The following is a 23,450-nucleotide window of genomic DNA, read 5'->3' on the forward strand; positions in this document are numbered from 1 at the left end:
TGGTTAAACTTACTTATCGAATAACGATCCTTTAGAAAAGCATCGTTTAAAATATGGTGGCTACGACGGGATTCGAACCTGTGACCCCATCATTATGAGTGATGTGCTCTAACCAACTGAGCTACGTAGCCTAAATTTTATTGTCCCTGTGTCTCAAGGACGGAGCGCATTATGCGTATCTGGGCCGCAAGCGTCAACAGTTTTTTTTAATAAATTGGCATTCTTGAATTGTTCGACTTTTTTTTAAACAAAAAGCTTTGTTTGTGAGCAAATACTAGTACTTAAAGCGAATTTTTCTCAAAAGAACCGTCTTTCAAAGACTTAATTCAAATAATAAAAAAGCCAGAAAATGACTGGCTTTATACAAACGTTAAAAAAATAATGTTTGTTATTTATACGTTAAAGCGGAAATGGACAACATCACCATCTTTTACGATGTAATCTTTACCTTCTAAACGCCATTTGCCCGCTTCTTTAGCGCCACTTTCACCTTTAAATTGGATGAAGTCTTCATAACCAACAACTTCAGCACGAATGAAGCCTTTTTCAAAGTCTGTATGGATTTTACCCGCTGATTGAGGGGCCGTTGCACCAACAGGGATAGTCCAAGCGCGAACTTCTTGTACGCCAGCGGTGAAGTAGGTTTGTAAGTCTAGTAGTTCATAACCAGAACGAATTACGCGGTTTAGGCCCGGTTCTTCAATACCCAAATCAGCTAAGAATTCGTTACGATCTTCTTCGTCTAGTTCTGACATTTCAGATTCAATTGCTGCACAAACCGGTACCACAACGGCATTTTCGCCTTTTGCGTATTCACGAACTTGGTCTAAGAATGGGTTATTTTCAAAGCCATCTTCGTTTACGTTAGCAATGTACATAGTTGGTTTTAATGTCAGGAAGTTTAAGTAACCTACCGCAGCAAGCTCCTCTTTACTTAACTCAACAGAACGAGCCATGCCACCTTCAGTGAATACTGGAAGTAGTTTTTCTAGTACTGTGATTTCATATTTTGCGTCTTTATCGCCGCCTTTTGCTTTTTTCGCTTGGCGTTGAATGGCACGTTCACAGCTATCTAAATCGGCTAGAGCAAGCTCAAGGTTAATAATTTCAATATCTTCAATTGGTGAAATCCGACCTGCAACGTGGACGATGTTTTCGTTCTCAAAGCAGCGAACAACATGACCAATCGCATCAGTTTCACGGATGTTAGCTAGGAATTTGTTACCTAACCCTTCACCTTTTGATGCACCGGCAACTAAGCCTGCAATATCAACGAATTCCATAGTAGTTGGCAGAATACGTTTAGGGTTAACAATTTCAGCTAACGCATCTAGACGTAGATCTGGCACTGGTACGACACCCGTATTTGGCTCAATTGTACAGAAAGGGAAGTTAGCCGCTTCAATACCAGCTTTAGTTAGTGCATTAAATAGAGTTGATTTACCTACGTTTGGTAAACCGACGATTCCACATTTGAAACCCATGATATTAACCTTCTTTCATTCAGCATCATTAGCCGACTTATGTTGTAATTTTCTGACTCTTAAAGCGACTTATTCAGCTTTAAAAGTATGTAATCTATTTTGAGCTTTTGATAAGCCATCTTTGAGGAGAATGTCTAAACTTCTTACTGACTCATCGACCACTGCATCGAGTAATTCTTGTTCTTTGGCTGGGGCTTTACCGAGTACATAACCTGCCACACGATCTTTATGGCCTGGGTGACCAATTCCAATTCTAAGTCGGTAAAAATCTTTGTTGTTGGCTTGCTTTGCAATAATATCTTTTAAGCCGTTATGACCGCCATGTCCGCCACCTTTTTTGAATTTAGCAACACCGGGAGGAAGATCCAGTTCATCATGAGCAACCATGATCTCCTCAGGTTTTATTTGATAAAATTTCGCAAGAGCAGAGACGGATTTTCCCGACAGGTTCATAAAGGTCGTCGGGATCAGTAACCGCAGATCTTGACCATTAACCAGAATGCGACCAGTGTAGCCATAAAACTTATTTTCGTCTTTTAGTGTCACGTTGTGAACGCGAGCTAATTCTTCAACCACCCATGCACCTGCATTATGGCGTGTTTTTGCATATTCAGGCCCAGGGTTCGCCAGACCAACGAGTAATTTGATAGGTTGAGTCAAAGTTTAGTTCTCTTTTCAAATTTAAAAAGCGCGGCATGATAGCATATTTTTTTCACGGATGGGCAAAGCTGGAAACAATAAAAAACCACTTTACCGTAAAGCAAAGTGGTTTCATTTATTTAGAACTTTGAGTTTCGAGTATTAGTTAAACATCGCAGAAATAGATTCTTCGTTGCTAATACGACGAATAGCTTCAGCAAGCATGCTTGAAAGCGTTAGCTGCGTTACTTTGCCCGTAGCTTTCATTTCTTCTGATAACTTGATTGAGTCAGTGATGATTACTTGGTCAAGTACAGAGTTTTGGATGTTTTCAGCGGCTTTGCCAGAGAATACGGCATGCGTGGCGTATGCAAATACACGTTTCGCACCACGTTCTTTCAACGCTTCAGCTGCTTTACATAGCGTGCCACCGGTATCGATCATATCATCAACAATCACACAGTCGCGATCTTTAACATCACCAATTAAGTTCATCACTTCAGAAACGTTAGCACGAGGACGACGCTTATCAACAATCGCGATGTCAGTATCATCTAACATTTTTGCTGTTGCACGAGCACGTACAACACCGCCAAGGTCAGGAGATACAACAACAGGATCTTCAAGGTTACGAGACTTCATATCTTCCATTAGTACTGGTGTACCGAAGATGTTATCGACAGGCACATCGAAGAAGCCTTGAATTTGCTCAGCATGTAAGTCGATAGTTAAAACGCGGTCTACACCAACGTTAGAAAGGAAGTCTGCAACTACTTTTGCAGTGATTGGAACACGAGCTGAACGGACACGACGGTCTTGACGTGCGTAACCAAAATAAGGAATGACCGCTGTAATTCGACCTGCAGAAGCACGGCGCATTGCATCGATCATTACTACTAATTCCATTAAGTTGTCGTTGGTTGGGGCACAGGTAGATTGAATGATGAATACATCACTACCACGAACATTTTCATTGATTTGTACAGCGACTTCGCCGTCGGAAAAACGGTTAACAGTTGCGTCACCAAGGGAAATGTAAAGACGATCTGCAATACGTTGGGCTAGTTCAGGTGTGGCGTTACCAGCAAATAGCTTCATATCAGGCACGGTGGAAACCTCGGGTTGCGTCCAGTTTTAAATTGAGTTGTGGTCGGCTTGTTTGTAGTCAGCCAAAGTCTTATGAAGTGGTGAAGTATTCACCCCTTTGGCGATAAAGCCGAAGACACTATTACCTAACTGAGTTTGGGTATTTAACTTAGTTTGGGTTGATTCTGTTTGGTCGTTTAATTTCGCAAGAACACTTTCAGCTTCTTCTTGAGTATCAAACTCAGCGAAAAGACATGAGCCCGTTCCAGTTAATCTCGACGGCGCGTATTGTAGCAGCCATGAAAGTTGCTTAGCAACCTCCGGATAGAGTAAAGTGACGATTTTTTCGCAATCGTTTCCGTAAGGCTGCTGCAAAAGTGTTGTAAGAGCTTGCTTTGGCGTATTTCTTGTTAAATCTGGATGAGTGAAAATTTCTGCAGTTGTTATATTTTCTTCAGGCTTGATCACAAGGTACCACTTCTCATCAGGTGTCGCTGAGGTGAGTTTTTCACCTACACCTTCTGCAAATGCTGCTTGGCCTCGAACAAACACTGGCACATCCGCACCGAGTTTAAGGCCGAGTTCAGCAAGTTTGTCTAATGAGAAATTTAAGTCCCATGCAGTATTTAATATCACTAAGGTTGTTGCCGCATTTGAAGAGCCACCGCCCAATCCGCCGCCCATTGGTATTACTTTATGTAGGTTAATCTCAGCACCTAAAGCTTGCGCATTCGATATATTTTTTCGTTCAGCTTCATCTTTCAGTGCTTGTGCTGCTTTCCAAATTAAATTGCTTTCCAGAGGTACTCCAGAAATTTCCGGTGTTATCGTGACGTTGCCAGATAGGTTAGGCGAGAACTTTAAGGTGTCACCGAAATCAATGAATTGGAATAAAGTCTGTAATTCATGGTAGCCATTATCGAGACGCCCAGTGATATATAAAAATAAATTCAGTTTTGCAGGGGAAGGCCATTCAATCTGAGTAAGCGTTGAGTGTTGAAACATTATAGAATCCATTTACTGATCAAGATTTTAATTTCGGTGTCACTTTGGTGTAACAGCAATTGTTTTGGCAAAGTGATGCTTTGTTGTTGATTTATCACGCTTTGATAATTTAAGTAAGACAGTGTCCAATCGCGACCATCGATCATTTTATTTAAACTTTCTACGGTATTCGATTGATTGAATGTGACGTTATCCGCTTGGGTTGGTAAACCTTTTATCCAGTCGGGTAATTGACTTACAGGAATCGCTAAGCCGGTTAAGTTTTGGATGAGGGCGTTAGCTTGTTGCGCGGTTTGAACTTTGCCATCGGAATTGGTCACCATCGCGCCTGTTGGAGTCATTTGAATAGTGAGAACGGTTTGCCCAAAAACGGACAATAATTTGAGCTCACTGAAAGAATTGGCCTGTTTAAGAATAAAATTTAGCGATTGACGGTGCTCTGGATCTTTATAGCCAATTTTACCGGTTGCTTTAAAAGTGTTGATCTGCTTGAGTACGGCTTTTTGGTTCTGCCAATCGACAGAGTAATTTTCTTGGGTCGGTGGTACGCTGCTACAACCTGACAGAATAAGTACCAATGTAGCCAATATTGTTGTGGTTAGGCGTTGAACAGGATAACGAGCACTTACTATGGTGCGAATAAAAGCGAAATGAGAAAACAAAGTGGCTTCCTTTGGCAGTTCGTAATTGAGTGCTAACTATACCATTCTATTTATGGTGAGAGCATTAGTAATGAAATATTTAACTTTCTGCTGTAATTAGAGAGTCAACAATGACGTTGTTTTAATCTTTTACATCACGTAATAGCAAGGAAAGAGGTTAGAAAAGTACTAATAAAAACGGATGCCTCTTTCATTAATAAGTCCCATCAAGTAAAATTGCGTCCCTTTTATAATAAATTTCAGAGTGTCCTCACTAGATGTCCTTGCTTGCTATTGGTATCAATCACAATACAGCGTCGGTTGAGTTGCGAGAAAAAATTGCATTTTCACCGGAAAAACTGTCTGAAGCTTTAGCGCAGATAGCGATTAGTGACACCATAAAAAGTGGTGTGATAGTTTCCACATGCAATCGAACTGAAATTTATTGCGATGTAAAAAAAGGTACAGCTAAAGGTTATATCATTGAATGGTTGATGAATTTTCATCAACTAGATTCTGATGAATTAATGTCGAGTATTTATACCTACGAAGAACAAGCGGCCGTGCGTCATTTAATGCGTGTGGCATGTGGATTAGATTCTTTGGTACTTGGTGAGCCGCAAATTCTCGGTCAAGTAAAGCAAGCTTATGCTGAATCTACTGAGCTTAATGCAGTTAATGGCATGACAGAAAAGCTATTTCACAAAGCATTCTCAGTGGCAAAACGAGTCCGTACGGAAACCGCAATCGGCGGTAGTGCGGTTTCCGTGGCTTACGCGGCGTGCATTTTAGCCAAACAAATTTTTGAATCGATGAAAAATGTTACCGTGTTACTCGTTGGCGCGGGTGAGACGATTGAGCTAGTCGCAAAACACATATCATCGACAGAATGTAAAAAAATTATCGTTGCCAACCGTACGTTGGAACGTGCGAAAATCTTAGCTGATCAATTTTGTGGCGAAACCATTACTCTATCTGAAATTCCAGAGCATTTAGCCGAGGCTGATATTGTGATCAGTTCGACCGCCAGTCCACTGCCGATTATCGGCAAAGGTATGGTTGAATCCGCTTTGAAAAAACGCAAACACCAGCCGATGCTATTAGTTGATATTGCGGTTCCCCGTGACATCGAATCCCAAGTGGGTGATTTAGATGATGCTTATTTGTATAGTGTGGATGATCTGCAAGGCATCGTGAATAAAAACATTGAGCAGCGAAAAGTAGAAGCTATTCAAGCAGAGGCGATTGTTTCTGAAGAAAGTGCGGCCTTTATGACTTGGTTGCGTTCATTGCAAGCGGTCGATAGCATCCGTGATTATCGTGAACAAGCCAATGACATCAAAAATGATTTATTAGAAAAAAGCCTCAATGTACTCGCAGCTGGTGGCGATCCAGAGAAAGTATTACGAGAATTAAGTAATAAACTGACTAATCGTTTAATTCATCCCCCAACACGAGCGATGCAAATTGTTGCAGAGCAAGGTGAGCCTGAAAAGCTGATCGTTATCCGCCAAAGTTTAGGTTTAGAAGAGTTGTAGCGACGCTTATTTTTAGCCTTGTTATGATTTATGCCTCCCATTTTATTGATACTAAAAAAGAATTAAATTATGAAATCGTCAATTTTGACTAAATTAGAAACACTGGTTGAACGCTATGAAGAAGTTCAGCACTTACTTGGTGACCCTGATGTTATTGGCGACCAAAATAAATTCCGCACTTTATCTAAAGAATATTCTCAGCTAGAAGAAGTCACTAAATGCTTCCAAGCTTACCAGCAAGCGCAAGAAGATTTAGTCGCGGCTGAAGAAATGGCACAAGAAGATGACGCTGAAATGCGTGAAATGGCGCAAGAAGAAATCAAAGAGTCAAAAGTGATGATTGAGCGTCTCGCGGATGAATTGCAAATCTTATTGATTCCAAAAGATCCCAATGATGAGCGTAACTGTTTCTTAGAGATTCGTGCTGGTGCCGGTGGTGATGAAGCGGGCATTTTTGCTGGTGATTTATTCCGTATGTATAGCCGTTTTGCTGAGAAAAAAGGTTGGCGGATTGAAGTGATCAGCAGTAATGAAGCTGAACATGGTGGTTACAAAGAAATGATCGCTAAAGTGAATGGCGATGGTGCTTATGGCGTATTGAAATTTGAATCAGGCGGTCACCGCGTACAACGTGTTCCTGCGACTGAATCACAAGGTCGCGTTCATACTTCAGCTTGTACCGTTGCGGTTATGGCGGAAATTCCAGAAGCGGAAATACCAGAGATTAAAGCATCAGATCTGAAAATTGATACCTTCCGTTCATCAGGCGCGGGTGGTCAGCACGTTAACACCACCGACTCAGCGATTCGTATTACCCATTTACCAACTGGTACGGTAGTTGAGTGCCAGGATGAGCGTTCACAGCATAAAAACAAAGCCAAAGCGATGGCAGTACTTGCTGCGCGTATTATTCAAGCAGAAGAAGCCAAACGTGCGGCAGAAGAGTCTGATACTCGTCGTAACTTATTAGGCTCTGGTGACCGTAGCGACCGTATTCGTACTTATAACTACCCACAAGGCCGTGTATCGGATCACCGCATTAACTTAACCTTGTACCGTTTAAGTGAAGTGATGGAAGGCGATCTACAAAGCTTGGTGGATCCAGTGATTCAAGAATATCAAGCCGACCAGCTAGCCGCACTATCAGAGCAATATTAATCTCAATGATCAGCATTGAAGCTAACTTACAAACGGCGATTGAAGCATTGATCGCCAGTGGTTCTGATACGCCAGCGCTGGATGCCGCAGTGCTGTTGTGTCGCGTATTGGATAAACCGCGCAGCTATTTGCTTACTTGGCCAGAGCGCGAGCTTGATGCGGCTCAACAAGTTCAATTTGATGAACTATTAGCTAAGCGTATTGAAGGTCAACCAGTAGCTTATATTGTAGGTGAGCGAGAATTCTGGTCATTACCGTTGGACGTTGCGCCTGCTACTTTAATCCCGCGCGCGGATACTGAAAGGCTGGTGGAATTAGCACTAGAAAAAATTCCTGCTATTGACGGGGATATTTTGGATCTCGGTACCGGTACGGGAGCCATTGCTTTGGCACTCGCTTCTGAATTTCCTGAACGTCGTGTGATTGGGATCGATTTACAATTACAAGCCCAACAGCTGGCTACCCGTAATGCCCAAAAACTCAACCTAGCTAATGCATCGTTCTTGCAAGGTAGTTGGTTTGAACCATTGGATGATAAAACTGAATTTTCCTGTATTGTGAGTAACCCTCCTTATATTGATAAGATGGATCCACATCTTGTACAAGGAGATGTTCGTTTTGAACCTCTGACGGCGCTGGTCGCTGAAGAAAAAGGGCTTGCCGATCTCAGGTATATTGCTGCCAATGCGCGTCAATATTTAAAATCGGGGGGGTGGTTATTAATGGAACATGGCTATGATCAGGGAGCTGATGTTCGCCAGATTCTACAGGATGCAGGTTATCAGCAAGTAACGACTGAACAAGATTATGGTCACAATGACCGCGTAACACTAGGTTGTTGGCTGAACGATTAACTATTGAATAAAGATAACAGTTGGTATGATGCTGACTATCAAAAGAAGAGATAAACAATGTTATATACCTCAATGAAACACGTACATTTATTGGCTATTGCACTCAGTGTTTTATTCTTAACAGTTCGTTATATTTTAATGATGATGGATTCGCCATTACTTAATAAAAAGTTCTTCAAAGTCACGCCTCATATTGTAGATACCGTTTTATTACTATCGGGTATTTTTCTTATTTTCATCACAGGTTTTATGCCATTTACCGCTGCGGGCGCTTGGCTAACTGAAAAAATCAGCTGCGTTTTAGTGTATATCGCACTTGGATTTGTCGCTCTGAAGCTGGGTAAAAATAAAGTGATTCGCAGCGTGGCATTCTTTGGTGCTTTAGGTTGGTTGTATTGGGCCGCACACCTTGCGATGACCAAAGTTCCGACATTGTAAGCATTGTTTTAACTTGAAATTGATAACTTCAACTTGAAACCGATAGCTTTAACTTGAGTAGTTTGACGTAATGACTGATTTAGAATTATTTGAACAAGAAATTGATGAATACAGTTTGCTGGAAGGAGCGTTAGCGTTAAATGCGTTAATTTTCCCTGAAACCGATAAGCCGTGGGTGATGCATACGTTAAATGCCATGTTTGAAGAGCTTGAACATGCGTTAGTGCATGAAACGGATGAAAAGCAAAAGTTCGAATCTTTCCTACGCTTTTTCTACCACGATTGGAACTTTTCCGGTGACAGCGAGCAGTTTTTTGACTCATCTAATGCTCGAGTGGAGTTGGTATTAAAACGCCGTAAAGGGATCCCCGTTAGTTTAGGTGCGCTGTTGGTTTATTTTGGTGAGCGTCTAGGCTTTCCAATTGTAGGCGTCAGCTTTCCGAGTCAATTTATTGTTAAAGTGAATTGGCCGCATGAGGCGCCGCTGTACATCAATCCATTTAATGGCGAGTATGTGTCTAAGTCTATTTTACGTGCTTGGTTGATTGGTTATGAAGGTCCATTAGCTAAAGTAAAACCTCAAGATCTTGCCGCTTGTGATAATCCAAGTGTTTTGGGGCGTTGGCTTGCGGTCATTAAAGGGGCTTTGATACGTGAAGATAATTTTGCTCAAGCATTAATGTGCACAGATATTGCGCTAAGCTTTGTACCTGACGATCCTTATGAAATACGCGACCGCGGTTTTATTTACCAACAGCTTGATTGTCAGCAATTAGCAATGGAAGATTTCCAGTTTTTTATTGATAGCTGCCCGGAAGATCCCTCTTCTGAAATGCTTAAAATTCAGGTGAACGCATTAAGCGGGCACCAAGTAACAATTCATTAGTAGAGACTCATTAATAGAGATGCATTAGTAGAGATTTACTAATAGCGGCTCACTATAACTTATTCATTAATTTCAAACATAGCGTTTGAAGGACGGAGCGAACAGTATGCAACAGAAAACCGTTAATATCGGCAACATCCCAGTTGCTAATGATAAACCTTTTACTCTTTTTGCTGGTATGAACGTACTTGAGTCTCGTGACCTTGCGATGCAAATCTGTGAGCACTATGTAAACGTTACTGAAAAGCTAGGCATTCCATACGTATTTAAAGCGTCTTTTGATAAAGCTAACCGTTCTTCAGTGCATTCTTACCGTGGCCCTGGCTTGGAAGAAGGCATGAAAATCTTCCAAGAGCTGAAAGATACTTTCGGTGTGAAAATTATTACTGACGTGCATACGGAAGCGCAAGCACAACCCGTTGCGGATGTGGTTGATGTTATTCAATTGCCAGCTTTCTTAGCTCGTCAAACTGACTTAGTTGAAGCAATGGCAAAAACGGGCGCAGTCATTAACGTGAAGAAACCACAATTTATGAGCCCGAACCAAGTGGGGAATATCGTGGATAAATTCGCAGAATGCGGTAACGATAAAATCATCTTATGTGAACGCGGTTCATGCATGGGTTACGACAACCTAGTCGTTGATATGCTTGGCTTTGGTGTAATGAAAAATGCATCAAACGGCAGCCCAATCATTTTTGATGTAACCCACTCACTACAAATGCGCGATCCTTCAGGCGCCGCTTCTGGTGGCCGTCGTGAGCAAACAGTAGAGCTAGCAAAAGCCGGCCTAGCTACAGGTATTGCGGGTCTATTTATCGAAGCGCATCCAAATCCAGACCAAGCGAAATGCGATGGTCCGTCTGCATTGCCACTCGATAAGCTAGAACCATTCTTGAAGCAAATGAAAGATCTTGATGATTTAATCAAAGGCTTTGAGCATATCGATATTCGATAACTCACATAGACTTTATCGATAAACGTTAAAAACCAGTCATTTATGTGACTGGTTTTATTATACTGATTCCAATAAATGAGTAGGTTAGATTAACGTAGTTAGCAAGCTTTTTAATAAGCTAAGATGATCAATTATTTGCTGGAGTTGGTATTCTTATAATGGATAGAATCGTTTTCTTGTGATCGTGACATCAATTCTTTTTGTTAACTATTCTTAAAGTTAATCAATCTATTACACTTTGTGTCTTTATACCTTCACATTAGCGTTGTTCTTTTCTTTTTAATTTCTCACTTTACAGGTATTCATCGATGAAACATTTTGTATTAAAAACGTCAGTCGTCGCGATTGCTTTAGCTTCAGTTGTCGCTTGTTCTAATCAATCAGGGCATGAGTGGCAAGCGGATAAAACCTATAAGCTTACTGTACTACATACCAATGATAACCATGGCCGCTTCTGGCATAACCAAGATGGTGAATATGGGATGGCGGCACGTAAAACCTTGATTGATAGCATTCGTAAGCAAGTACAAGCAGAAGGAGGCAATGTTTTGTTGTTCTCTGGTGGTGATATCAATACTGGTGTACCTGAATCAGACTTACAAGATGCTGAGCCTGATTTTAAAGGCATGGATAAAATTGGTTACGATGCAATGGCAGTCGGGAACCATGAATTTGATAATCCATTATCGGTACTGATGAAGCAGCGTGATTGGGTTAATTTCCCAATGCTTTCTGCCAATATCTACGATAAAAAAACCGGTGAGCGACTATTCCAGCCTTATAAAATTTTCGATGAACAAGGGATCAAAATTGCGGTTATTGGTTTAACTACCGAAGATACCGCCAAGATTGGTAACCCTGAATATATTGGCGATGTGGAATTTCGAGATCCGAAATCTGAAGCTAAGAAAGTCATTGAACAACTACAAGCTAATGAAAAACCCGATCTGATTTTTGCTGTAACTCACATGGGGCATTATGACAATGGTTTAAGCGGTGCCAATGCGCCGGGTGATGTTACTCTCGCTCGTTATTTACCACAAGGTGAGTTGGATATGATTGTCGGTGGACACTCACAAGAGCCAGTGTGCATGGAGTCTGAAAACCACAGAAAACAAGACTACAAGCCGGGTGATGAATGTGCGCCAGATAAACAAAATGGCACTTGGATTGTTCAAGCTCACGAATGGGGTAAATATGTCGGTCGCGCCGATTTTGAGTTCAAAAATGGCGAACTCAACATGGTGAGCTATAATCTTATTCCTGTAAATTTAAAGAAAACCATTAATGTCAATGGTGAGAAGAAAAAAGAGTTAGTACAAACTGAAATCCCACAAGATCTCGAGTTAAAAGCTTTCCTACAGCCATATCAAGATAAAGGCCAAGAGCAACTAAACGTGCAAATCTCTTATTCAAATGGCAAGCTTGAAGGAGATCGTAACGTAGTGCGCTTTAAGCAAACAAACTTAGGTCGCTTGATTGGTATGTCACACATGGAGCGAGTGAATGCCGACTTTGCCGTGATGAACTCTGGCGGTGTGCGTGATTCTATTGCCGCAGGTGATATCACTTACAAAGACGTTCTTAAAGTGCAACCATTTGGCAATATCGTCACCTACATGGATATGAAAGGCAGCGAACTGTTGGATTACCTCAATGTTGTAGCGACCAAGCCAGTTGATTCAGGTGCCTACGTGCAGTTTGCGGGTATATCCATGACGGTTGCCAAAGACAAAGTGAGCAATGTTGTCATTGGCGGTAAGCCGCTTGATGCAAACAAAGTTTACCGTTTCTCTATCCCAAGCTTTAATGCTGCAGGTGGCGATGGCTATCCAAAAATTGATGATAAACCGGGTTTTGTGAATACAGGGTTTGTTGATGCCGAAGTATTAAAAGACTACCTAGAAAAACACAACCCAATCAATGTTGCTGATTACGAGCCAAATGGTGAAATTAAATACCTTAACTAACCTAAAGCATTGAACTGAAATTCAGTTTATTTAAGAATGTATTCGAGCAAACTGAGTATAAAACAGCGCTGAATCAAGCGCTGTTTTTGTTTGTTAAGGTAATCGCTTATTAAGGACAAATTATGACACCGGCAATTAATCTCGCGAAAAAGAAGAAAATCCCGCATACGGTTCATCAATATAAGCATGATCCTAATGCAACAAGTTATGGGCTAGAGGCAGCTGAAGTCCTTGGACAAGATCCCGCGCAAGTATTTAAAACCTTATTATTTTGTCTTAATGGTGAAGCGAAGAACCTTGCGGTAGCGATCATTCCGGTTGAAAACAAATTAAACCTTAAACAAGCCGCCAAAGCCGCCGGTGCTAAAAAAGCCGAAATGGCCGATCCTGACATCGCACAAAAAACCACAGGTTATGTAGTAGGGGGAATTAGTCCGCTAGGCCAAAAGAAAGCCTTACCAACATTTATTCATCAATCCGCCACCAACTTTGACACCATCTGTGTGTCAGCAGGAAAGCGAGGCTTGGAGATCGAACTTGCGCCACAAGATCTGGCGAGTTTGACGAGAGGGAAGTTTGTGGATTTGTGTCAGTGAGTTGTTTTTTTGGATAAGAACGATTTAGTGGATAGCATTAAACTGTTCGTATCAGATGAGATAAAGTACTCTAAAATCTTAGCTGCTTGTTAAGTGCGTTTTTGAAGTTTTCGCTTCTGGTATTCGACTCTTTTTACATCAATGTCCATTAAGATACTGACTGCTAAACATGACAACCCTTTACTGAGTAACCCTCTACAAACCTCACCACCTCGAATTGAGAGGCTACCATCTGCTCGATAATTTCTGTGATTTTTGGGGTGTTCTTCGTAATTAGGAAAGCTAACCCCTTCCAGTTCTTTATTTACTGATTCTACAATTGTTCGCCTTTTCGCGTATAGATTATCTATCTTTTTGCGCAGATAAGTATTTTCCGACTTATAGAATTGGTCTGCTAACTCAAAATCAAGGCTGCGAAAGCTTAATTCGAATATGCCTTTCCATTTACTCTCAATTCTAACTTTATACTTTAACAACCTTTCTAAGGCTTTATAGTCATACTCAGACTCGACATGATGTGTCTTAGTATATTCTTTTAGCTCACTATGTAAGTCACGCGTAAACTTGTGAACTTCATGAGCAATAATATTTCTTTTATCAATTATTGCTTTTAAATCTTCCACTTCCGTGGCATTCAGAATATTGTCGTCAATAATGCGCTTCCAGACTTGAGGCATTACTTTTTTCTTTTTGTTGAAAAAACGGTCATCGGATTCGTCTCGAAAAAGGTTTGATGCTTCAATGGATCCAACTAAAAACTTACGTAGGTCTTCAATGTGGAATAGAAGACGCATCATTTCATTTGTTCGATATCTCAATATCGTTTTTTCAAGCTTGTTAAACATAGGAAAGTTACTCATTACTTCGAAACACTTAACGCTTTCAATAAATGGCGACCATAGCGTACTTAATTAGTTAGTCATACTTTTTGAAGGTGATTTTCATCGCTATAGTCACTGAAAGACATCATTGGATGCGCGGTTCTAGATATAGCTTTGCCAGTCTTGTTACCAAAGTATTCACCACAATAACTCAGCCTACAGGAAAATGAAGACAGGATAGATTGAATAAACTCAAACTTACTGGTGAAATGGATTATCATGCTGAATCCTTAAAATACATAACATTCTAACAACAGGCAGTCTCGTTTTTCTGTCTGCTTAACTTTCAATCAAGCTACCATAAGTCTCTAAAAAATAAAGCATGAACGTCGCATTTAGCATTCTGTTATCACATAAAACAAGACGGCGTATTATCACTTTCCAATAGACGTAAAAAAGCCTGACTATTTCTAGTCAGGCTTTCTAAATCTGGAGGCGCCTCCCGGAGTCGAACCGAGGTCCACGGATTTGCAATCCGCTGCATAGCCACTCTGCCAAGGCGCCATTTTGTATTGGGTGTTTTTTGAAGAAACTTTTGAAGAGTTTATCGAGAATCTTTTAGATGGTGCCCCGGGCCGGACTTGAACCGGCACAGCGCGAACGCCGAGGGATTTTAAATCCCTTGTGTCTACCAATTCCACCACCAGGGCACATGTAATCTAAATTACAGGGCACTTAAACTGAAAAGTTAGAACACCATCATCTTCGCTTGAAGACGAGGCATACTTTATAGTATTCAACGCAGAGGTAAACATTTTTTTTCAAAAACAAGGTTTAAGTGTCTGCTTTTTAGGCTTTTTGCTTTGTTTATAGTCAAAGTGAGGTGCATTATATACTCTCTACTATTCTTTTATCATGTTTACTTATGCACCTTCTCAGGGGAATAAAGTGATGACTATTTTTAAGGTGAGTATTTTGGCTATTCAAAACTGGCGGATGATTTTCGGGATCAGTTTGGTCTTGTTGACGCTAAATGCTTGCTCGCCAACCGAATCCCCACAAGCGTCAGGAACATTAGAACGAGAGCGTATTCGCTTGCTTGCCACCTCAAGCGAAATCATCACATCATTGCCTATCAAACAAGGCAGTGTAGTGAAAGTTGGCCAAGTGATTGCTCAATTAGATCCTACGACGCAAAGTGCTATTTTAGCCAAAGCCAAGGCTGAACGAGATCAACAACAAGCCAATTTAAATAAGATGCTTAATGGTGAACGTTCAGAAGATATTGATGTTGCGACAGCGAATTTAAATAGCGCGAAAGCGGAACTGTTGGATGCACAAAAGCATTTAAAACGTATCAATGAATTAGTGAACAGAAAACTCGCTTCAATCGCAGATCAAGATAATGCCTTATCCGAAAGAGATACTAAGCAAGGCCAGTATGACTCTGCTTACAAAACATGGTTGAAGCTCACCAACGGAAACCGAATTGAAGATATTGAATTTGCTAAAGCGCAGTTGGCCGCGGCAAAAGCAGAAGTCATGTTGCAACAGCATAAACTCCAACAATTAACGGTTGTCGCAACCCGAAATGGCATTCTTGATTCGTTACCTTATAACTTGGGTGAACGAGTCACACAGAATTCGGTGGTGGCGATCATTCAATCTAATTCTGCGCCATACGCTCGTGTTTACCTGCCTGAGCAATATAAGCATTCAATTCAAGTCGGCAGTTCATTAATGGTACATATTGATGGAGTCAAGCAAGCATTACGTGGAAAACTTCGTTGGATTTCCGTTGACCCTGCTTTTACACCTTATCGAAACATGACGGAAGAAGATCGTTCTCGCTTAGTGTATTTAGCGGAAATTGACTTGCCTAAAGAAGCTTCACAATATGCCGCCGGTATTCCTCTGCAGGTGGACTTGGAGTCTGAGCATGAGTGAGATTGCTATTTACGCTCGTAATGTTGTGAAGAAGTTTGGTCATTTTACTGCGATTGATGATATTTCCATATCTGTGCCTAAAGGGTGTATTTATGGTTTTCTTGGTCCGAATGGATGCGGTAAATCAACTATGATCCGTACACTGACTGGCTTGCTCACGCCGACTTCTGGTGAAATTGATGTTCTAGGGTTACGCATTCCCAAAGATGCTGAAAAGTTGCGTTTAAATATTGGCTATATGACCCAAAAATTTTCACTTTATGATGATCTAAGTGTTGAAGAAAACTTGATCTTTATAGGACAAATTTATGGCATGGATAAACGCAAGTTAGCTGAACGTCTAGAGCAACAACTAAAAACGTATGGCTTAGATCAATTACGTAATCAACGAGTAAAAGGCATGAGTGGTGGACAAAAACAACGCTTATCTCTTGCTTCGGCCACGATGAACAACCCTGAACTTTTGTTCCTTGATGAGCCTACGTCGGCGGTCGATCCGGAAAATCGCCGCGACTTTTGGGAAAAGCTATTCGATTTATCTGATCAAGGCACCACAATTTTAATTACCACGCATTATATGGATGAAGCCGAAAAGTGCCATCGTTTGGCCATTATGGAAGCGGGCAAGATGCGAGCGGATGGTGAACCGGAAGAGCTCATGGACAAGATGGGGGTTAATATTGTGGAAATTAAAGCAGATAACCTTCGTCAGTTGAAAGCAACTTTATTGAGTCAGCCAGAGATCCGTACTGCAGCACAACTCGGAGTGAGATTACGAGTTTTAGTCTATCAATCGGTCAATGATCCTATTGATTGGTTGCGACAAAGATTCTCTCAATTAGCCGATTGTGAAATGAGTTTAGTGCGCCCAACATTAGAGGATGTGTTTGTTAGTGTGACTGGAGAGGGCCGTCAATGAGTAGCCTTTTCCGTATGAAAGCAATAATGGTGAAGGAATTTCGTCAACTGTCACGAGATAAACTCACCTACGCCATGATAGTCATGATCCCATTGATTCAGTTGTTATTATTTGGTTATGCGATTAATACTGTTGTGCGCCACATTCCAGTCGCGGTGGTCGATCAAAGTCATAGCCAAGCTTCACGTTGGCTAGTGGCGTCGATGAAAGCATCACAAGTGGTTGATGTGGTGAAAAATTATCAATCGACAGCTGAAGGTCAGAAGGGGATTCAAACCGGTGAAGTACGAGCCGTTTTAGTGATCCCTTATGATTTAGAGCAAAGGCAAGCGCAGCAAAGAGTTCAAGCACAATGGATGATTGATGGTTCTGACAGCATGATAGGTTCGGCAATTTTAGGATTAGAAAACATGCCTGTGACCAATACCTACAAATTGTCTAATCTACCGGTTGATTCCAAAGCGACCAATCAAACCTTTGAAATGACAATGTTTTATAACCCCGCGCAACGGTCGGCGATCAATATTGTACCGGGATTGCTAGGCGTTATTTTAACGATGACGATGGTGCTATTTACTAGTATTGCTATCGTTAGAGAATCAGAACAAGGGAACTTGGAGTTATTGATCACAACGCCGGTGAATTCATTTGAATTAATGATCGCTAAAATCATTCCCTATATATTTGTTGGTCTACTGCAAGTCGCGATTGTTTTAGGCTTAGGCTACTTTATTTTTGATGTACCAATAAACGCGTCATTAATTGATGTTTTTCTTGGTTCACTGGTCTTTATTTCAGCAAGTTTGACACTAGGTTTAGTGATTTCTACGATTGCTAAAACACAACTTCAAGCAATGCAATTGACACTGTTTATTATTTTGCCTTCCATTTTATTGTCGGGCTTTATGTTTCCAATCGAAGGCATGCCAGTATTGGCACAGTGGATAGCCGAAGGATTGCCAGCCACACACTATATGCGGATTATTCGGGCACTGGTGTTAAAAGGTGCAGAGTTAGGAGATTTGTATAAAGATGTGCTGTGGTTGTTGGGTTTCACCGTGGTAGGGATTGCGGTTGCCGCGTTGAGATTTAAGAAAACGCTTGATTAATGATTAACAAGAAGTGATGAGCAGTAAAAAAATACCGGCAGCGTTTTAATAAGTCGCTACCGGATTAGTTATTTGTTGGATTGGGTATTACTTAATGGTTACTTCTTTGGTGTCCATTTTTTGATAGTACTGCTATTTGAGTTACCAAAACGAGAGCCTTTGCTAGCAGGCTTTCTAGGTGTCGCTGCTTTGGGCTTATCTTGATTACGGCTACGATTACCACCAGTGCGATCACTTTCTTTACCTTTGGTACGTGGTTTACGTTCAAACTCACCTTTACCTCGGTAAGTTTTAAATTGAGTTTCACGTTCTTTTTCCGCTTGCTTGCGTGCATCGTGTAATTTAGCGTCTGTTGCTTTCGCAATGCTATGACCATCAGCGGCGACTTTAGAGGCTTCTTCTGTACCTACTGAACCTTCAATCATATTATGAATTTCAGTGATTTCAGCATCGGTTAAGTAACGCCATTTGCCGTTTGGTAGTCCATCAATGGTGATGTTCATAATACGAACGCGGCGTAGTTTATAAACATCGTAACCTAAGGCTTCACACATACGGCGAATTTGACGGTTTAAGCCTTGAGTCAAAGTCATACGGAAAGAAAAATCGGTTTCTTTGTTTACCTTACAAGGTAGGGTTGTGGTATCCAAAATATCGACACCTGAGCTCATCTTGGTTATAAACTCTTCGGTAATCGGCTTATCAACACGTACTACATATTCTTTTTCGTGGGCATTACCCGCACGTAAGATCTTGTTGACGATATCGCCGTCATTGGTTAAGAAAATCAAACCATCAGAAGGTTTATCTAGGCGACCAATTGGGAAGATACGTTTACGGTGACCAATAAAATCAACAATATTGCCTTCAACGTGACGCTCGGTAGTACAAGTAATTCCCGTTGGTTTATTTAGCGCAATATAGATAGGCTTTTCTTTGGTCTTAATTGGCTTGTTATCAACCTGAACATCATCGCCCGGCAGCACTTTAGTACCCATTTCCGGCACGATGCCATTAATAGTGACACGGCCTTGATTGATAAGCTTATCGGCTTCACGGCGTGAGCAAAAGCCCGAATCGCTGATGAATTTATTAAGACGAATAGCAGAAGTTTGATTAGTCATAGTGATCTCTTTTGACGTTTCACAACGGAAATGCTCAGCGATATATTAAAAAGATAGCTTGAGCGATGAAGGTGATAGAGCTTAGCAGATTTGCTGATTTAACTCATTCGTTTTTGGTGGCGTTCGCGGTTATCTAATTTCATTTCAGCACTTTTCTTAATTAAGACATACACCGCACCGCTGCCACCATGAAAAGGTTGAGCACTATGAAAACACATCACATCAGAAATCTGCTCAAGCCATGCGGCAACATAGCTTTTCATTAAGGCGGGTGGATTAGAACGCTCACCTTTACCGTGCACAATTAAGACACTGCGAGTATCAAGACGCTGTGCTTGGCGTAAAAACGACACCACATCTTCACGAGCTTGCTCTAAAGTCCGACGGTGTAAATCTAACTTGGCGGTAATTGGGTACTTACCTAAACGTAATTTGCGGAATACGCCATCTTGAACGCCATCTTTTTTGTATTCCAAAATATCATCAGGCTTCAGCATAGGCGCATTATCCAACGATAGATATTCGTCATACTCTTCTGTTAAAGATACGGCTGCTTTACGTCGGGCAAGGTGCGCTTCAGTAAGAGTTCGCTCTTTGGTTCGAATGGTCGTATCTTGCTTTATCGGTTTAACATCACCCATCATTTGTTGAAATAAGTCTAAGTCATTATCGTTTGTCATAATCATTACCACTTGATGGAAAGCTGTTATAGGAAAATTATAACGGTAGAGAGGGATATGGGAATCGTATCTGCTTATAAAATCAGCAAATGAACGTTATTTTTTAAAATCGTAAAATAATTGCTTAAAAACTCTTGCGCTTACTAATAAAATCCGTATTATACGCAGCTCATTCAGCGACACATTGCTGACATGAATTTCGGTGAATAGCGCAGTTTTGTAGCGCATCTCCGGCTTTTAGGAATAGTGGGACCAGAGGGCGACCCTTGGTACAAAAAACTAAAAGCGAATAGAAAATCTCGGTGAATAGCGCAGTTTGGTAGCGCATCTGGTTTGGGACCAGAGGGTCGGGGGTTCGAATCCCTCTTCACCGACCACTTTTAAAAAGGCCTCACAGCAATGTGAGGCCTTTTTGCATTTAATCCCAATAGGTCGGAGGCTCGTCTGATATTAGAACATTAATCAAACGCCATCTTCAATGAGCGTAGCGTTGACTTTCTTTAGACGATACCTTGCTCAAGCATTGCATCAGCAACCTTTCTAAAGCCAGCAACATTAGCACCTAACACTAAGTTACCAGGTTGACCAAACTCTTTACTGGTTTCGTTCACATTGTCAAAAATGTTTTTCATAATTGCTTGTAAGTGGGTATCTACTTTCTCGAAAGTCCAATTCTGCATACTGGCATTTTGTGCCATTTCAAGCTGACTGGTTGCGACTCCACCTGCATTCGCTGCTTTTGCTGGACCGTAAGCGATTTTAGATTCAATAATAGTTTGAACCGCTTCTGGCGTAGTTGGCATATTTGCACCTTCACTAATTAGGTGACATCCATTACTGATCAATGCTTGGGCATCAGACAATGTCAGTTCATTTTGTGTTGCACATGGGAAAGCTGCGTCGGCTTGATAACGCCATACACTATGACCATCTTCAGGGTAGTCGTCCACGGGAGTATATTTTGCTTCTGGGTAGGTGTCTAAATAGGTTTCTAAGCTGGTACGTTGCACTTCTTTGAGTTGTTTGAGTAGTTCAAGGTCGATACCTTGTTCATGGTAAATTGTACCTCTTGAATCACTGCAAGATACCGGGATCGCACCGAGTTGATACAGTTTTTCGATAGCGTAAATAGCCACGTTACCCGCACCGGAAACTAAACACCTTTTTTCTTTTAATGAGCTTTGACGATCATTGAGCATGTATTCTGCGAAATAAACCGCGCCATAGCCGGTGGCTTCTTTTCTTACTAGTGAACCACCCCATAGCAGGCTTTTTCCGGTAAGAACGCCTTCATAACGACCAGTTAAACGCTTATATTGACCAAACAAATAGCCGATCTCACGAGCCCCAACCCCTATATCCCCTGCAGGAACGTCTGTCGTTGGACCAATATGGCGATATAGTTCATTCATAAAGGACTGACAAAAACGCATGATCTCTCCATCAGATTTGCCTTTAGGGTTGAAGTTCGACCCACCTTTGCCACCACCAATAGGTAATCCAGTCAGTGCATTTTTGAATATTTGCTCAAAACCAAGAAATTTAATAATGCCAGCATTGACTGAATGGTGAAATCTTAAGCCGCCTTTGTATGGGCCAAGGGCTGAGTTAAATTCAATTCGGTAACCTTTGTTTACTTGAACTTGGCCTGCATCATCCACCCAAGGAACGCGAAACATGATTTGACGCTCTGGTTCGACAATTCTTTGGAGTATAGCTTGTTCCTGGTATTGTTTGTTACTTTCAATTAGAGGAACAAGTGAATGCAAAACATCCTCAACAGCTTGATAAAATTCTTTTTGAGCAGGGCTGGTGTGCTGTAGTGAGGAAATGGTATCGTGAATATGAGTCATTTATACTTCCTTGATATGGCTAAAATTATGATCGTGTGATTATTTAATGCTACTTTTGATTGAGATTCAATCATAACAACCGGATGGCTTGTTAAGCGTCGCAACTTAACACTTTGATGATGCATATTGGTTTTGCTATTATCGCGCGACTGTTTTCTACTATGACTTTCTTTATGTCTATTAATCATACTCACATCATTCTCGGTTTAACCAATCCAAAAAGTCCGTCTAATGTTGGTGCGGTGATGCGTGCTGCTGGTTGTTATCGCGCGGATGCGGTTCGTTATACTGGCGTACGATATGAAAAAGCCGCCAAGTTTCATACTGATACTAAAAGCGTTGCCCGTCATATTCCACTTGATGGGGTAGATGATATGCTGCAAGGCTTAGATGTGGATACCAAAATAGTGTGTGTTGAGCTAGCCGAAGGGGCGATTGCGCTACCTGAGTTTGAACATCCAGAAAAAGCGTTATACGTATTTGGTCCTGAAGATGGCAGCATCGAGCAGTCCGTGGTATCGAAAGCCGATGCTGTGGTGTATGTGCCAACGGTGGGGTGTATGAATCTAGCTGCGACGGTCAATGTCTTGCTGTATGACCGCTTAGCTAAATCATCAAACATTGAACAAGGCGATGAGTTAATTCGTAAAAGCCGCGATAACCGCAATCACTTGCAAGTCGTTTGATTTTTCAAAATATACCTAAAGTAATTGGAGTTGCAGTCAACAAAACTGCAGCTTAAAGTTCGATGGATATGGGTTAAAGTGGACAATAACTGTCTGTGCTGGTGGAGATCAGAGTAACCTGATAACCATGCTCTGTCAGTGCTTGAATCAAGTTTTGTTCAGCGATTAAATGCAGAGCGCCAACCGCAATCACATATTGGCCTGTCGGAGATAAAAACGATGGGTCAATAATTTTGTTTATCCAATTTCGGTTACGGCTATACAGTAGATCATCGCTGGTTTTCTGATCCCATTCTGATGTTTCCAGTAATTTACGTAAGTTGTCTTGATCACCATCTTGCCAGCTTTGAATCATGCACGAATAAATATCTTCAGTTTGCTGCTGTTCATCACTGATCGCATCAAGCAATAAGCTTTTGCCGTTATCTGGTAGGTTTTGCAATACATCAAGTTGTTGAGCAAGGCTTTCAAATGTCAGTAATGGAACTTTTAATGCTTGGGCTTGTTTTTGTATGGTTTGATCAACGCCTTCAGTGACATTATAACCAAGCGATTCAAAGGTTTGACTCTCAATGCTGACCGCAGTTAACCAAGGCGGTAAGTTGAGCAAGGTCATTGGATTGAGTTTTAGGTGTTTGGCGGTTTTCTCAAGTTGTTTTCTTTGTTCTGAAGTTAACACTTGCTTGGTGAGTGTTACGCCATCAAAGTTTATTTGTGGCATGCCCTCTTCAAGGTTGGCTTCTAATACTAATCCATCACTGGTTTTCAAAAATTGCTCTAATATTTTTGGTAATGGGTACATGCTTTTATGCCCAAGGTGAATGGTACCGATCAACATTAATTGTTGTTGTCCTTTAGTCGCTTTCCAAACCAATGGCTCAGCGTGGCTTGTTGTGGCGAACAATAAAGAGGGCAGTGACAATAAAGAAAGCAGAAGAGGGCGCCAGTTTTTCATATTAGCCATATACCTTGAATCACTTGGAAATAGAGTTCGGTTTTGTCTTAAAGATAGAATAGCATGATGAAAGTGGTATCATGCTATTCCGTTCTCGTTCTAG

General features: G+C 41.3%; 23 protein-coding genes and 4 tRNA genes. 13 read left to right on the forward strand and 14 right to left on the reverse strand.

The window, feature by feature from the left end; genetic code table 11:
* Window positions 1–54: 54 nt before the first annotated feature.
* The 6 genes from ACN0T8_RS12795 to lolB all read right to left on the reverse strand — a co-directional run bounded on the left by ACN0T8_RS12795 (window position 55) and on the right by lolB (window position 4,876).
* Window positions 55–131 (reverse strand) — tRNA-Met (locus ACN0T8_RS12795).
* A gap of 261 nt (window positions 132–392) precedes the next feature.
* Entirely contained in the window at window positions 393–1,484 is a 1,092-nt protein-coding gene (gene ychF / locus ACN0T8_RS12800; RefSeq protein ID WP_417881015.1) for a redox-regulated ATPase YchF, read from the reverse strand.
* Between the two features lie 69 nt (window positions 1,485–1,553).
* Window positions 1,554–2,144, reverse strand: a complete 591-nt coding sequence (gene pth, locus ACN0T8_RS12805) for an aminoacyl-tRNA hydrolase (RefSeq protein WP_417881016.1) — start codon at window positions 2,142–2,144, stop codon at window positions 1,554–1,556.
* 141 nt (window positions 2,145–2,285) lie between these two features.
* Window positions 2,286–3,230 (reverse strand): ribose-phosphate pyrophosphokinase, encoded by a 945-nt coding sequence (locus tag ACN0T8_RS12810; protein ID WP_417881017.1) that lies wholly within the window; start codon window positions 3,228–3,230, stop codon window positions 2,286–2,288.
* A 27-nt stretch (window positions 3,231–3,257) separates the two neighbouring features.
* Window positions 3,258–4,214 carry a 4-(cytidine 5'-diphospho)-2-C-methyl-D-erythritol kinase gene (gene ispE / locus ACN0T8_RS12815; protein ID WP_417881018.1) on the reverse strand — a complete coding sequence of 319 codons (957 nt, stop codon included), beginning with the start codon at window positions 4,212–4,214 and terminating at the stop codon, window positions 3,258–3,260.
* The gene (gene lolB / locus ACN0T8_RS12820; protein ID WP_417881019.1) at window positions 4,214–4,876 is read right to left on the reverse strand and encodes a lipoprotein insertase outer membrane protein LolB; all 663 of its coding nucleotides are present in this window, start codon (window positions 4,874–4,876) and stop codon (window positions 4,214–4,216) included. The genes ispE and lolB overlap by 1 nt, the downstream gene beginning before the upstream one ends.
* 257 nt (window positions 4,877–5,133) lie before the next feature.
* On the opposite strand from lolB, the gene hemA reads away from it, so the two are divergent.
* The 8 genes from hemA to ybaK all read left to right on the forward strand — a co-directional run bounded on the left by hemA (window position 5,134) and on the right by ybaK (window position 13,253).
* Window positions 5,134–6,393 carry a glutamyl-tRNA reductase gene (hemA, locus tag ACN0T8_RS12825; RefSeq protein WP_417881020.1) on the forward strand — a complete coding sequence of 420 codons (1,260 nt, stop codon included), beginning with the start codon at window positions 5,134–5,136 and terminating at the stop codon, window positions 6,391–6,393.
* Between the two features lie 69 nt (window positions 6,394–6,462).
* Window positions 6,463–7,551 carry a peptide chain release factor 1 gene (gene prfA / locus ACN0T8_RS12830; RefSeq protein WP_417881021.1) on the forward strand — a complete coding sequence of 363 codons (1,089 nt, stop codon included), beginning with the start codon at window positions 6,463–6,465 and terminating at the stop codon, window positions 7,549–7,551.
* 5 nt (window positions 7,552–7,556) lie between these two features.
* Window positions 7,557–8,405, forward strand: a complete 849-nt coding sequence (gene prmC / locus ACN0T8_RS12835) for a peptide chain release factor N(5)-glutamine methyltransferase (RefSeq protein ID WP_417881022.1) — start codon at window positions 7,557–7,559, stop codon at window positions 8,403–8,405.
* 57 nt (window positions 8,406–8,462) lie between these two features.
* Window positions 8,463–8,843 carry a SirB2 family protein gene (locus tag ACN0T8_RS12840; protein WP_417881023.1) on the forward strand — a complete coding sequence of 127 codons (381 nt, stop codon included), beginning with the start codon at window positions 8,463–8,465 and terminating at the stop codon, window positions 8,841–8,843.
* A 70-nt stretch (window positions 8,844–8,913) separates the two neighbouring features.
* Window positions 8,914–9,729, forward strand: coding sequence for a SirB1 family protein (locus ACN0T8_RS12845; protein WP_417881024.1), 816 nt, complete (start codon window positions 8,914–8,916; stop codon window positions 9,727–9,729).
* 106 nt (window positions 9,730–9,835) lie between these two features.
* Window positions 9,836–10,687: a 3-deoxy-8-phosphooctulonate synthase gene (gene kdsA / locus ACN0T8_RS12850; RefSeq protein ID WP_417881025.1), complete on the forward strand. Its 852-nt coding sequence runs from the start codon at window positions 9,836–9,838 to the stop codon at window positions 10,685–10,687.
* Window positions 10,688–10,995: 308 nt separating this feature from the next.
* Window positions 10,996–12,657 (forward strand): bifunctional UDP-sugar hydrolase/5'-nucleotidase UshA, encoded by a 1,662-nt coding sequence (gene ushA, locus ACN0T8_RS12855; RefSeq protein ID WP_417881026.1) that lies wholly within the window; start codon window positions 10,996–10,998, stop codon window positions 12,655–12,657.
* Window positions 12,658–12,779: 122 nt separating this feature from the next.
* Window positions 12,780–13,253: a Cys-tRNA(Pro) deacylase gene (gene ybaK / locus ACN0T8_RS12860; protein WP_417881028.1), complete on the forward strand. Its 474-nt coding sequence runs from the start codon at window positions 12,780–12,782 to the stop codon at window positions 13,251–13,253.
* A gap of 89 nt (window positions 13,254–13,342) precedes the next feature.
* Here the strand turns inward: ybaK and ACN0T8_RS12865 are convergent, their stop codons facing one another.
* The 4 genes from ACN0T8_RS12865 to ACN0T8_RS12880 all read right to left on the reverse strand — a co-directional run bounded on the left by ACN0T8_RS12865 (window position 13,343) and on the right by ACN0T8_RS12880 (window position 14,784).
* On the reverse strand, window positions 13,343–14,098 hold the full coding sequence (locus ACN0T8_RS12865) for a hypothetical protein (RefSeq protein WP_417881029.1): 756 nt from the start codon (window positions 14,096–14,098) through the stop codon (window positions 13,343–13,345).
* 74 nt (window positions 14,099–14,172) lie between these two features.
* A complete protein-coding gene (locus ACN0T8_RS12870; RefSeq protein WP_417881030.1) occupies window positions 14,173–14,355 on the reverse strand; it encodes an abortive infection system antitoxin AbiGi family protein in 183 nt (60 codons plus the stop codon).
* Between the two features lie 209 nt (window positions 14,356–14,564).
* A tRNA-Cys gene (locus ACN0T8_RS12875) sits at window positions 14,565–14,638 on the reverse strand.
* Window positions 14,639–14,697: 59 nt separating this feature from the next.
* A tRNA-Leu gene (locus ACN0T8_RS12880) sits at window positions 14,698–14,784 on the reverse strand.
* A gap of 286 nt (window positions 14,785–15,070) precedes the next feature.
* Here ACN0T8_RS12880 and ACN0T8_RS12885 point away from each other — a divergent pair.
* From ACN0T8_RS12885 to ACN0T8_RS12895, 3 genes are read left to right on the forward strand one after another with little or no spacing between them, the layout of a single operon-like run.
* Window positions 15,071–16,021, forward strand: coding sequence for an HlyD family secretion protein (locus ACN0T8_RS12885; RefSeq protein WP_417881102.1), 951 nt, complete (start codon window positions 15,071–15,073; stop codon window positions 16,019–16,021).
* Window positions 16,014–16,940, forward strand: a complete 927-nt coding sequence (locus ACN0T8_RS12890; protein ID WP_417881031.1) for an ABC transporter ATP-binding protein — start codon at window positions 16,014–16,016, stop codon at window positions 16,938–16,940. The genes ACN0T8_RS12885 and ACN0T8_RS12890 overlap by 8 nt, the downstream gene beginning before the upstream one ends.
* Complete coding sequence (locus tag ACN0T8_RS12895; protein ID WP_417881032.1) at window positions 16,937–18,049, forward strand: ABC transporter permease; 1,113 nt, start codon at window positions 16,937–16,939, stop codon at window positions 18,047–18,049. The genes ACN0T8_RS12890 and ACN0T8_RS12895 overlap by 4 nt, the downstream gene beginning before the upstream one ends.
* 98 nt (window positions 18,050–18,147) lie before the next feature.
* Here the strand turns inward: ACN0T8_RS12895 and rluF are convergent, their stop codons facing one another.
* Entirely contained in the window at window positions 18,148–19,173 is a 1,026-nt protein-coding gene (gene rluF / locus ACN0T8_RS12900) for a 23S rRNA pseudouridine(2604) synthase RluF (protein ID WP_417881033.1), read from the reverse strand.
* Between the two features lie 98 nt (window positions 19,174–19,271).
* Window positions 19,272–19,853, reverse strand: a complete 582-nt coding sequence (smrA, locus tag ACN0T8_RS12905) for a DNA endonuclease SmrA (protein ID WP_417881034.1) — start codon at window positions 19,851–19,853, stop codon at window positions 19,272–19,274.
* Window positions 19,854–20,153: 300 nt separating this feature from the next.
* On the opposite strand from smrA, the gene ACN0T8_RS12910 reads away from it, so the two are divergent.
* A tRNA-Pro gene (locus ACN0T8_RS12910) sits at window positions 20,154–20,230 on the forward strand.
* A 123-nt stretch (window positions 20,231–20,353) separates the two neighbouring features.
* On the opposite strand, the gene gdhA is transcribed toward ACN0T8_RS12910, so the two are convergent.
* Window positions 20,354–21,706, reverse strand: coding sequence for an NADP-specific glutamate dehydrogenase (gene gdhA / locus ACN0T8_RS12915; protein ID WP_417881035.1), 1,353 nt, complete (start codon window positions 21,704–21,706; stop codon window positions 20,354–20,356).
* A 173-nt stretch (window positions 21,707–21,879) separates the two neighbouring features.
* On the opposite strand from gdhA, the gene ACN0T8_RS12920 reads away from it, so the two are divergent.
* Window positions 21,880–22,392, forward strand: a complete 513-nt coding sequence (locus ACN0T8_RS12920; RefSeq protein ID WP_417881036.1) for an RNA methyltransferase — start codon at window positions 21,880–21,882, stop codon at window positions 22,390–22,392.
* A gap of 73 nt (window positions 22,393–22,465) precedes the next feature.
* Here ACN0T8_RS12920 and ACN0T8_RS12925 read toward each other — a convergent pair whose 3' ends face one another.
* Entirely contained in the window at window positions 22,466–23,347 is an 882-nt protein-coding gene (locus ACN0T8_RS12925; RefSeq protein ID WP_417881037.1) for a TraB/GumN family protein, read from the reverse strand.
* Between the last annotated feature and the right edge of the window lie 103 nt (window positions 23,348–23,450).

The sequence above is a fragment of the Vibrio sp. genome, from assembly GCF_048266485.1.
Classification (GTDB): domain Bacteria; phylum Pseudomonadota; class Gammaproteobacteria; order Enterobacterales; family Vibrionaceae; genus Vibrio.